Raw genomic sequence first — 11,639 nt, 5'->3', positions numbered from 1 at the left:
TGACTGCGTAAAAAAAACCCCGCCTGGCGGGGTTTTTTTATGCGTTAGTGCTCATGTATTTATCAACCTTGAACCAAGCGTGGCTCTGGCTCCAGCCGTACGTTAAAACGAGCATGCACACGGTCGATAATCTTGCCTGCAAAGCGCAGCAATCCCTTACGGTCACCGCCGCCAAAATGAACCAACACTAACGCCTGGCGGTCATGCACGCCAAATTCGCCCTCACATACACCTTTAAGACAGCACTGATCAATCAACCAACCGGCCGCCAATTTGGTCTTTCCTTCGCCTAAAGGGAAATGTGGCATGTCAGGATAGCGGGCCAATAGCGTCTGCCCTTGCTGATCTGAAACAATGGGATTCTTGAAAAAACTGCCTGCATTGGCAAGCTGCCCCGGGTCTGGCAATTTTTCCTGACGAATAGCTGCCACTGCCTCTGCAACATCCAACGGGGTGGGCGCATTCGGCAAGCGCGAGGCAAGATCGCCATAGTGAACCTTCGGTGCGGGCTGCCTGGAAAGCCGCAATACCAGCCGAGTAATCACGACACGATCACACAGCGCACCCTTGAAAAGGCTATCGCGGTAGCCAAACGCACACTCGGCATTCTCAAGCCAACGCGTGCTTCCTGTCGCAATCTCCATGACCTGCACGGCCTGAAGGCTATCGGTAAGCTCAACGCCATAGGCGCCGATGTTTTGCACGGGGGCTGCGCCACAATCACCCGGAATCAGCGCCAGGTTTTCAATTCCCCAGAGCCCTCGGGCCGCCATATTAAGCACCAGCGTATGCCAGTTAACACCAGCCCCCGCATGCGCCAGCACATTATTACCCGCCGAGGTCAGCCACCACTGCCGTAGTGCCGGGCGTATCGCAATCCCTGTTAAGTGCGGCGGCAAAAGCACGTTGCTCCCTCCGCCCAAAAGCGTTACCGGCCAGCGCTGATGATGGGCGATAGCAAGCGTCGCGCGTAAGGCACCTAGCGTGGTGGGTTCAGCGTAATAATCAGCCACGCAGGGCAAACGTAACGTATTGGACGATGACAGATCCACGCGTTCGTTAATGAGACAAGCCGAGTTTTTAAGGGCTGAAGCTGTCACACGCGGTCACTTTTCAGGTGCTGGATTAACCCCTGTGACGCCGTTTCGATCATATCAAGCACGTCTTCAAATCCCTGCTCACCGCCATAGTAAGGGTCTGGAACCTCTGCTCCCGGCGTTCCAGAGAACTCCAGAAAAAGCCCGACATAAGCGTTGCTTTCGGCAGGTTTCAAGGCATGCATTGCCCGCAGATTGCCGTTATCCATGCCCAGTACATAATCGAATGCCAGAAAATCTTCTGCGGTCAACTGCCGGGCACATAGCTGGCTCAGGTCAATACCTCGCCGCTTGGCTGCTGATTGAGCGCGCGAATCGGGTGCTTTCCCGATGTGCCAAGCACCTACTCCGCAAGAGTCAATACTGACACATTCACTCATACCTGCGTTTTCCAGCGCACGTCGAAAAATGCCCTCGGCAGTGGGCGAGCGACAAATATTTCCTAAACAGACAAAAAGTACCCGCGTCACAACGCGCTCCCTGTACGTTGAAAAGTATTAACCAGATGGCGCTAACAGCGCGCGAACACGAGCTAAATCTTCCGCCGTGTCGACACCTGCCGGGTTAACCTCGCACGCCAATGCCACCTGAATTAAATGGCCATGCTGCAAAGCACGCAGCTGTTCAAGCTGCTCTAACTGCTCCAGCATCGAGGCTGGCCAGTCCCGATAGGCGGCTAGAAAGCTCGCGCGGTAGGCATAAATCCCGATATGGCGCAGCCATGCATCCGTTTCAAGCAGTGCAGGCTGCTGCTTGAACTGCTCACGATCCCAGGGGATGGGCGCACGTGAGAAATACAGCGCCCGCCCCTGCAATGAGCGCACTACTTTGACCACGTTGGGATTAAAGAGTGATGCTACATCGTTAATCGGCTCAGCCAACGTCGCAATGGAGGCTTCTGCGTCATCGGCCAAGCGCAGTGCCACCTGGTCGATTAACGCGGGCGGAATGAGCGGCTCGTCACCCTGCACATTCACCACTAGCTCGTCTTCACCCAAAGAAAGGATCTGGGCGACTTCGGCAAGCCGATCCGTCCCCGAGGCGTGATCATCGCGCGTCATGACGACCTCAGCCCCATACGGCAGCATCGCATCACGGATACGTTCATCATCGGTCGCAACAACCACACGAGCGGCCTGGCTTTGACAGGCACGCCGCCATACATGGGCGACCATAGGCTCACCAGCAATATCCAGCAGAGGCTTGCCTGGCAACCGGGTTGAACCATAGCGGGCAGGCACAACGGCTATAAATGCAGGAAACGTCATTACAGGTCTCCCGTGCGACCTGGTGAGGTTGGGAGCTTTTCGTCAGCGTCCATTACCCGGGCTTCCTCAGGCAGCATAACCGGGATACCTTCTTGTATCGGATACGCTAGACCGTCATAAAGACAAACCAGTTCCTGCGCTTCGCGGTCGTATTTAAGCTTGCCGTTACATAACGGGCAAACCAGCATTGCCAGCAGTTCCTTATCCATTTATGCATCCCCTTCAGGACAGGGCTGACAGCCTGGCTGCCAGCCAATGTTCAAATTCTAATGGAAGCGTTGCCTCCACTTCTAATATCCAGCTATTGGGTGGCGCAATTCCCATGCATTTCACCGCATCTTTGGCGGTCATGACCACGGGCCGCTGTTTCGCCGGAGCAAATATATCCGCACTAAAACGCTGATGGTCTGCCAACGCCAGCATCTCACCGTTTACGCCTAAATCACGCAATGTAGTAAAAAAGCGCGCGGGGTGTCCGATACCGGCCACGCCAAACACCGGCTCGCTAAAAGGTAGCGGTGTCAGCGGAAAGCGCTTGCCATCATTTAGGCGCCGCCAACTTATCGGCATTAGCTGCATGGAAGTGGCGCTCACCGAAAGTGATTGGCGCATGTCTCCCTTCGCTATTTCACCATTCACTATTTCACCATTAACAACCACCGCATCTACACGCGCTAAACGTTCGGGCGACTCACGCAGTGGCCCTGCAGGCAGGCAGCGACGATTACCCAACCCTCGCGCCCCATCAATCACCACGATCTCAATGTCTCGCTCAAGCGCCAGATGCTGCAGCCCGTCGTCACTCAAAATAATATCGCAACCGAGATCGACCAACGCTTGAGCGCCACGCGCACGCTTGGGGTCTGCTACCACGGGTAACAAGGTTTGCTGAGCCAACATAACCGGCTCGTCACCGCTTTGCGCGGGATCCGTCGATGGCGTTACCTGGAGCGGGTAGTGCTCGGCTTTACCGCCATAACCACGCGTGACAATACCCGGCGTCCAACCTTGTGCGACCAACCAGCGGCTTAACCAGGCCACTAATGGCGATTTCCCGGTTCCACCCAGGGTGATATTACCCACCACGATGACCGGCACTGGCGCACGCCATGTGGCCTTTTGGCCACTCACGTACGCGGCTTCACGACGCGCCATGGCATAGTTATAAAGCGCGCCCAATGGCCTTAGCGGCAATAGCCATGGGCTATTGTGATAGCCCGCTTCAAGCCAGCGCTGCGCCAGCGTCATTATGCTTCCTGAAACTGAAGTTGATACAGCGCAGAGTAGGCACCACCTTTGTCCAGAAGCTCCTGGTGCGCTCCTTGCTCAATAATACGCCCCTGGTCCATCACCAGGATTCGATCTGCACGCTCAATCGTGGACAGACGATGGGCAATGACGAGTGTCGTGCGTCCCTGGCAGACGTGCTCCAGCGCTTTTTGGATGTAACGTTCAGACTCGGTATCCAGAGCGGAGGTTGCCTCGTCCAAAATCAATATCGGGCTATCTTTGAAAATCGCCCGGGCGATCGCCAGACGCTGGCGTTGCCCACCCGATAGCATGACCCCGTTTTCACCCACCACCGTTTCATAACCTTGTGGCAGCTTATCGATAAATTCGCTGGCATACGCCGCCTTGGCAGCAGCTTCAACTGCCTGACGATCAGGGTTCGCCGTGCCATAAGCAATATTATCGGCCACCGTGGCGTTAAAGAGCGTCACTTGCTGTGTGACCAAGCCAATCTGCTGACGCAATGGACCTAACGCATACTCATTGATATCCACACCATCGATTAAGATGCGCCCTTCATTAAGACGATAAAAGCGTGGCAATAGGCTAACGAGGGTTGATTTTCCGCTGCCTGAACGACCCACAATCGCCACCATCTCACCAGGCGAGACGTGCAAATTGATGTCATGCAGCACGCTTGGCTGGTCGTCGGCATAGCGAAAACCAACATTTTCGAGCATCATCTCGCCCGTTAGACGCTTGGGCACACGCTGGCCGGTGTCTTGTTCCGGTGCTGTATCCATCAACCCAAAGAGCTCTGAAGCGGCGGCAAGTCCTTTTTGAATTTCACTATTAATTTCGGTGAGCTGGCGTACCGGCTTGATCATCAAGGCCGCTGCGGTAATAAACGCAACAAACTCACCTGGCGTCATATTGGCCATTATCGCCGGCGCCATGGCCAGCCACACCAGCAGCGCCATGGATATCGCTACCAGCATAAGAATAACCGGGGAGCTTATCGCCCGCGTCATTGCCTCTTTCATACTCTGTTTACGGTTCTCTTCGCTTACCCGTGCAAACCGTTGCTTTTCATAATCCTCAGCGCCGTAGGTGCGCACAACGCGGTAGCCTGACAAGCCTTCGGAAGCGACATGAGTGACATCACCCATCGAGCTTTGTATGCGTTTTGAAATACGCCGAAAGCGCTTACTGACATAGCTCACCACCACGCCAATAATGGGGGTAACCCCTAAAAACAGTAGGGTTAGCATCCAGTTCGTCCAGAACAAATAACCCACCAATCCCACAACAAACAGGCCTTCACGCAAAATAACGGTGACAGCGTTCGTTGCAGCGCCCGCCACTTGCTCTACATGGTAGGTCACGCGCGAAACAAGGTGACCGCTTGAGTGCTGGTCAAAAAACCGTCCAGGCAGATGCAGCATGTGGGCAAAAACGTCGCAGCGCAGCGTGTGGATCACATAGCGTCCTACATACGCCATATAGTAGGTACTTAGAAAAGTGCCTACACCACGCGAAGCAAACATCAAAATAACAAACAGCGGAAGAAACAGCCGAAAAGCAGCATCGGGATTTTGGATACCGTCGATTAACCGCTTCATCATCTCAGCAAGTGCCGTACTTGATGCGGCATATACCACAAACCCAACAGCGGCCAAGCCAAATGCTTGCCAGTGTGGTTTTACGTAGCTAAGTAGCCGTTTATAAATAACCCAACTTGAATCGGTCACACGCGCTCCTGGCAATAGTGTGCAATGCGCTGGATTCTACCTTATGGCGAGGCGCATCAACACCGCTTAACGCCACCATGTTGAACACTACCGGATGGCCAACGCATTGGTGTAATAGACACAGGATGATCTTTTTGAAGCCAAAACCGCAGTGCCCCATCGTGCCCGGTACTCCACAGGCAGCTCTTATACGCTCGGAAGCGGCGTACCACATCATCGACCGGATGCTGGAAAGCATTATTGCGACCTGCACTAAAGATCACATGCAAAGGCGTCGTATGCTGGACAAACTGAACACCTGAGCTCGTGCGGCTACCGTGATGTCCGGCGACCAATACGCTGAGCGGCACATCAATATCTTTTAGAAAACGCCGCTCTATATCACGGCTGACATCTCCGGTAATTAATAACTGATGCTCTCCCGCGCTGACTTCCAGCACACAGGAGCGGTCATTGGCCGAGTAATCATTGGGCCCGGCAGGCGGCCATAAAAACCGATACGTGATTCCATCGCGCTGCCACTGCTGGCCACGTTCGCATGGGGTGGCTGTTACCGGTAGAGCTTCACCTAGAGGTGCACGCCAGTGCGTGACTGCATGGCTCTCCAGTAGCGCGCCTATACCGCCTGCATGGTCACTGTCGGCATGGCTAACAATCACCTCATCAAAACGCTGGCCTGGCGACCACAATGTTTGCAGAGGCATAAAGCCTGCCTGAAAACGTGGCCCAGTATCGTATAAAAGCCGGTACTGCTGGCTGCGGAGCTCGATAAGCTGACCTTGGCCCACATCATGCACCGTTACACGCAACGTGCCTTTAGGTATTTGCTCCAGCGGAAGCCACCAGGCAAGCGATACCACCAGGCACGTAGCCCCCACTTTCAACCAGGACACCACGCCTGGCAGCCCCCAGCATAAGGCCAACAAAAGAAGAGCGCCGCTTAATGGGTACACTAGCGCATGATCAGGTTCCCACAGCGGCCATCGTTCTGACGTAACGGTCAGAAAAACGTAAAAAACCGACAGCGCTTGCTCAAACAACCACCACATGCCCGTGCCCAGCCACGGCAGAGGCGAAAATATCCAGCCCAGCAGCGCCAACGGCACCATGATTGAACTTACCCAGGGCACGGCGATTATATTAATAATGGGCGCGCCCGGCGCCATACGTCCAAATGCGATCAGCACGGCGGCGGCCATTAGCGGGGCCAGTAACAGCTGGGAACGCAGCAACGCCCAGCACCAGCCTTTAACCCCTTTTGGACGCGTGCGCCCTTGCCAAATAATGATCAACCAGGCAACAGCCACAAACGATAGCCAGAGCCCGGGGCGCCATAAAGAGAGCGGATCAAGCAGCAGAATAATGGCAAGTGCCAGCCACCAGGCCTGCCAAGTGGCTGGGGAGTGTCGACCACTGAGCACCCACAGCCCTACCAGCGTCATGACCATGGCGCGCATGGCGGGCGGTTCCATACCGGCCAGATAGGCATATCCGATGGTGACCAGCGCGGCCACCCACCAGGGCCACACGCGCATTCGCCAGTTCAAAGGCGTTGTTAGCCGTGCGATGAGCTTTGCCAGCAATAGCGCAAACCCGGCCACCAGTCCCACATGCAAGCCTGAAATAACCACCAGATGCGTCGTTCCCGTGGCATTGAGTAGCGACCAGTCCTCTTGGGTTAGCTGGCTGCCCTCCCCCAGCGTTAAGGCTGCGAGCCAGCGGCGCGTTCGTTCACCAAGTGGCTGTCTCTCCAACACATCAAGCGCCAGCTTTCGTACAGAAAACCCAGCCGTGGCCAATTGCGTCGGCGCTGGCTCCTGGCGTACATACCCCGTTGCATGAATGCCTTCTCGCCAGAGCCACTGTTCAAAATCAAACGTGCCAGGGTTGGCAAATCCGCGAGGCGGGCGCAGACGTAGCGTCATTCGCCACTGCTCTCCCGCATAGTAAGTCGGCGCGTTATACGCCGTTACACGGACCTTGTGAAGCGTATCGCAAGCGGGGTGATGGGTAGGTCCTTCACAGGTTTTTACCGCTAACAGTAACCGCTGTGCATCACCCAACGGGGTTACGCTCAGCACCCTTGCTTCCACAACGACATCTTCGCCGTTGAGACCCTCGGGCAAGCGACTGCCCCACTCCTGATGAATGCCAACCACTACCCAGCCACCCAGCAATAGCCAGAAAGCCGCCTTGGCGCACCAGGCCATCAGTAGCAGCACGCCCAATAAGCTAACGCCAACAAAGGGGTTCATTGCCCCCGTTATACCGCTTAATCCCGCGATTACTGCCCCTAACAGTGCCGCTAGCGCTGCCGGTATCGCCATGCCAAACGGCATACGACTCTCCTTGGCTTAAGAACTTCATCTACTTGGCATAGCCGAAGCGCTACGCGACATGGATAATAGGGTGCACTAATAGGCAAGAGTACCTGACATGCCGCGCCGGTTCCTGCAGCGCTACATGCCCAGACCCGACACGCTACGGCGACAGCGGTCGCTACGCTTTATAGCACCGCTAATTGCCGACCCCGGGCTGTGGCTTTTAACTCGGCGAAGCGTTGCCAACGCCTTTAGCGTTGGCTTGTTTTGCGCCATGCTACCGATTCCATTTCAAATGGTAGTCGCTGCCGTGGGTGCTCGCCTAAGCCGTTGTAATTTAGCACTTTCGGTAGGCCTTGTCTGGATTACCAACCCACTCACCATGCCGCTGATTTTTTATTTTAACTATCGAATTGGCACATATATGCTTGGAGCCCCGGCACGTGAAGCACCTACGCGTATTTCAACGCGCTGGATTGCCGAACAAATGCACGATATTGTACCGCCACTGATTGTTGGCTCATTTATTACGGCTATTGTGCTAGCAGTGGCCGCCAATATCGGCATTCGCCTTATTTGGCGCTGGCATGTCTCCCATAATTGGAAACGCCGCCGCCTAAACAGGCAGCGGCGTCGGGCATGTATCGAATCCGAGTTCGATGATTAAGGCACGCGAGGCTGCTCAACCAACTTGCCCGCGTCCAGTTTAAGCACCCTGTCCTGATGTGCAGCCAGCCCCACGTCATGCGTCACGATAACAAACGCACACGCGCTCTCTTTGGCCAACTCATCCATCAGGGCTAGAATCGTGGCTGCCGTCGTTTGATCCAGGTTACCGGTAGGCTCATCCATTAGCACCAGGCTTGGGTCTGTTACCAAGGCACGCGCAATGGCGACCCGCTGGCGCTCACCACCGGAAAGCTCGCCAGGCTTATGATCAGCCCGCGCCTTCATCCCTACACGCTCAAGAATCTGCATAGCGCGCTTTTCAGCGGTTTTTTTCGACTGACCGCGGATAATTAACGGTAACGCTGCATTCTCAACGGCGGTAAATTCTGCCAGCAAATGGTGAAACTGGTAAACAAACCCAATGTAGCGATTACGAAACGTCCCCAAGGCCGCTTCGTTTAAGTTGGAAAGTGGCTCACCAGCGATCACCACCCGACCATCGCTTGGGCGATCCAGACCGCCCAGCAAGTTTAAAAGCGTGGTTTTACCCGACCCAGAGCTACCCACTATCGCCACCCGCTCGCCCGCACGAACGGAAAGTTCAAGCTTATCAAGCACGGTCAGGTCTTGTGGTCCTTCGCTATATACCCGCGTTAACTCCTGGCAATCCAACATAACAGGCGGCTCGTTCGCTCCCCCTGCTGCGGCTGGCGTAGCGTTGGACGGCGTGGAAGTTGACTGCATAGACGTTAACGGCCCAGTAGTAGACATGGAAGCATCCTTATTCATAGCGCAGAACATCCGCCGGTTGAACGCGAGCAGCGCGCCAGGCTGGGTACAGCGTGGACAAAAACGTTAGACCGAAGGCCGCCAACACAATATTGCGCACGTCATTCCACCTAAGCTGGGACGGCAAATCGCTGATAAAGTAAACGCCTGCATCCAGAAATTTAATCCCAAAGGCCGCTTCAAACCAACCGATCAGATCAGATACTGTCAGCGCCAGCAGTATGCCCACAGCAACGCCAATCGCAATACCAATCAAGCCAATGGCCATGCCTTGTACGATAAAGATGCCCATGATCGAGCGTGGCGTAGCACCAATGGTACGCAAAATAGCGATATCGGCACGCTTGTCGGTGACCACCATGACCAGAGTAGAAACAATATTGAACGCCGCAACGGCAATGATCACCGTTAGCAGCAGTGCAATCATGCGCTTTTCCATTTGAATGGCCTGGAAAAGGTTGCCATGCGAGTACGTCCAATCGTTGCCGCGGTAGCCTGGTCCCAGGTCGTTCACAATGGCCTGGGTCTCGCTGCCCGCAATAAACAGATCATCAAGCTCAAGGCGCAAACCACCTACCGCGTCGCCAAGGCGCGCAAGGGTTTTCATATCTTCGATATTGGCGTAAGCGAGATTGGCGTCCAAATCGGCGCCCACGCTGAAAATACCGCTAACGGTAAAGCGCTTTAACCGTGGGAATACACCCGCTGGGGTAATAGAAGCTTCCGGCACCAGTAGCGTCACTCGATCGCCTACACCCACCCCCAGCTGGCGAGCAAGCATAGAGCCAAGCACCACATTCCACTCATCTGGCACTAATTCAGCCAGCGTGCCTTGGCGCATATGCTGACCAATAATCGAGACCTGGTCTTCCCAATCGGGATCAATACCGTTGACCATGGCTCCCTGGTTGCGGCCACCCGCGGAAAACATGCCCTGCTGCTCAACATACGGTGCAGCCCCCATCACGTGCTCACGCTGCGTCAATCGGTCTGCCAGCGCCTCCCACTCCACCAGGCCATCGGTTGCTTCAATTTTAGTGTGCGGCACCATTCCTAAAATACGAGTACGCAGCTCATGGTCAAAACCATTCATAACCGATAACACCAGGATGAGTACCGCCACACCCAGCATTAGGCCCAGCATCGATGTTAGTGAAATAAAAGAAATAAAGTGGTTCCGGCGTTTGGCGCGCACGTAGCGCAGCCCCACCAGAAAAGGCAAACGATCAAGCATGGCGTCATTCCTTATTAATAAGCGCTCATGGTACGGTTTTTTTAGCCATACTGCATGTGCAAACGGGCATTAGAGTAACAGACTCCAGGCCCGTTCCCTGAAACCACGTAACGCTTGCAAGTTCTTCGACGACGCCCTACATTGCGCCCATTTGCGCTGGCTAAATCGGTGAGCGCTTTACTTCAAATAACGTTACCAAGAGACTTCCTAACCTTGGCCAATATGACATATCGCTTGCTGCCGGAATGGCACCCCCAGGATGGTCTACAGCTGACCTGGCCACGCCCTGATGGCGATTGGGCATCGCTTCTATCGCGTATAGAAGCAACGCTTGAACGCATTGTGCTGGCAACCGTTCGTTACCAGCAGTTAGTGATCAGCATGCCAGATCAAGCCACCTGTGACCGCGTACGCAAAACGTTCGATGCCTATGGTGTGCCTGCTCATAAGCTATTGCTGATCGTAGCGCCTACCGATGATACTTGGGCGCGTGACCACGGCCCGATTAGCGTTATTGATGATGAAGGCCAGCCGCTACTGCTGGATTACACCTTCACCGGCTGGGGCGGAAAATTCCCTGCCAGCAACGATAATCGGCTGACGCAGGCGTTAGCCGATGCAGGCGTCTGGGCGTGCCCAGTGGCTTCACGCGATATGGTATTGGAAGGCGGGGCTATCGAAACCGATGGCGCGGGTACGCTGCTGACGACCGAAGCCTGCTTGCTCAATCCTAATCGCAACCCGCATTTAACACGCCAGGACGTTGAAGCCTTGCTAGGCGATGATTTCGGCGTCGACCGGGTGCTTTGGTTAACCCACGGGCATCTAGAAGGTGATGATACCGACAGCCACGTTGATACTTTGGCGCGATTCTGTAATTCATCGACCATTGCTTATGTGCGCTGTGATGACCCACAAGACCCGCACTACGCAGCCCTACACACCATGGAGCAAGAGTTAAAGGCATTTCGACAACGCAACGGCGAGCCCTACCAGCTTGTCCCCCTGCCTTGGCCACAGGCATGCTTTGACCCTGAAGACGGCCATCGGCTGCCAGCCACTTATGCCAACTTTTTGATTATTAATGAAGCGGTGCTGGTGCCAACCTACGGCGATCCGGCTGATACGTTAGCACTCAGTGCGCTGGCCGAAGCGTTCCCCAACTATGCGCTCATTCCCATTGAGTGTTCGAGCGTTATTCGTCAACATGGCAGCTTACACTGCCTGACCATGCAGTTGCCCAAGGGCACCCTCACCACCTCTTTTCATCAGTAAGGAGC

General features: G+C 55.0%; 11 protein-coding genes. 2 read left to right on the top strand and 9 right to left on the bottom strand.

Annotated features, from left to right (window positions below):
- Nucleotides 1-62: 62 nt before the first annotated feature.
- From murB to ACT3TY_RS02745, 7 genes are read right to left on the bottom strand one after another with little or no spacing between them, the layout of a single operon-like run.
- Complete coding sequence (murB, locus tag ACT3TY_RS02775; protein WP_444627280.1) at nucleotides 63-1,100, bottom strand: UDP-N-acetylmuramate dehydrogenase; 1,038 nt, start codon at nucleotides 1,098-1,100, stop codon at nucleotides 63-65.
- Nucleotides 1,097-1,567: a low molecular weight protein-tyrosine-phosphatase gene (locus ACT3TY_RS02770; protein WP_441677061.1), complete on the bottom strand. Its 471-nt coding sequence runs from the start codon at nucleotides 1,565-1,567 to the stop codon at nucleotides 1,097-1,099. Before ACT3TY_RS02770 ends, murB begins: the two co-directional genes overlap by 4 nt.
- A gap of 27 nt (nucleotides 1,568-1,594) precedes the next feature.
- A complete protein-coding gene (gene kdsB, locus ACT3TY_RS02765; protein ID WP_441677060.1) occupies nucleotides 1,595-2,365 on the bottom strand; it encodes a 3-deoxy-manno-octulosonate cytidylyltransferase in 771 nt (256 codons plus the stop codon).
- Complete coding sequence (locus ACT3TY_RS02760; RefSeq protein ID WP_172116363.1) at nucleotides 2,365-2,574, bottom strand: Trm112 family protein; 210 nt, start codon at nucleotides 2,572-2,574, stop codon at nucleotides 2,365-2,367. The genes kdsB and ACT3TY_RS02760 overlap by 1 nt, the downstream gene beginning before the upstream one ends.
- Before the next feature lie 13 nt (nucleotides 2,575-2,587).
- Entirely contained in the window at nucleotides 2,588-3,613 is a 1,026-nt protein-coding gene (gene lpxK / locus ACT3TY_RS02755; RefSeq protein WP_444627279.1) for a tetraacyldisaccharide 4'-kinase, read from the bottom strand.
- A complete protein-coding gene (gene msbA / locus ACT3TY_RS02750; RefSeq protein ID WP_444627278.1) occupies nucleotides 3,613-5,346 on the bottom strand; it encodes a lipid A export permease/ATP-binding protein MsbA in 1,734 nt (577 codons plus the stop codon). Before msbA ends, lpxK begins: the two co-directional genes overlap by 1 nt.
- Nucleotides 5,347-5,402: 56 nt before the next feature.
- Nucleotides 5,403-7,685, bottom strand: coding sequence for a DNA internalization-related competence protein ComEC/Rec2 (locus ACT3TY_RS02745; RefSeq protein ID WP_444627277.1), 2,283 nt, complete (start codon nucleotides 7,683-7,685; stop codon nucleotides 5,403-5,405).
- Between the two features lie 97 nt (nucleotides 7,686-7,782).
- On the opposite strand from ACT3TY_RS02745, the gene ACT3TY_RS02740 reads away from it, so the two are divergent.
- Nucleotides 7,783-8,334 (top strand): DUF2062 domain-containing protein, encoded by a 552-nt coding sequence (locus ACT3TY_RS02740; protein ID WP_441677056.1) that lies wholly within the window; start codon nucleotides 7,783-7,785, stop codon nucleotides 8,332-8,334.
- Here the strand turns inward: ACT3TY_RS02740 and ACT3TY_RS02735 are convergent.
- On the bottom strand, nucleotides 8,331-9,011 hold the full coding sequence (locus ACT3TY_RS02735) for an ABC transporter ATP-binding protein (RefSeq protein ID WP_444627309.1): 681 nt from the start codon (nucleotides 9,009-9,011) through the stop codon (nucleotides 8,331-8,333). The genes ACT3TY_RS02740 and ACT3TY_RS02735 overlap by 4 nt on opposite strands.
- A 106-nt stretch (nucleotides 9,012-9,117) precedes the next feature.
- Nucleotides 9,118-10,359, bottom strand: a complete 1,242-nt coding sequence (locus ACT3TY_RS02730; protein WP_441677055.1) for a lipoprotein-releasing ABC transporter permease subunit — start codon at nucleotides 10,357-10,359, stop codon at nucleotides 9,118-9,120.
- 222 nt (nucleotides 10,360-10,581) lie between these two features.
- Between ACT3TY_RS02730 and ACT3TY_RS02725 the strand changes: the two genes are divergently transcribed.
- Complete coding sequence (locus tag ACT3TY_RS02725; RefSeq protein WP_444627308.1) at nucleotides 10,582-11,634, top strand: agmatine deiminase family protein; 1,053 nt, start codon at nucleotides 10,582-10,584, stop codon at nucleotides 11,632-11,634.
- The last annotated feature ends 5 nt before the right edge of the window (nucleotides 11,635-11,639 follow it).

This window comes from Halomonas sp. AOP22-C1-8 (assembly GCF_052378905.1).
Taxonomy (GTDB): Bacteria; Pseudomonadota; Gammaproteobacteria; order Pseudomonadales; family Halomonadaceae; genus Vreelandella; species Vreelandella citrativorans.
This window is presented reverse-complemented; position numbering and strand designations above follow the sequence as displayed.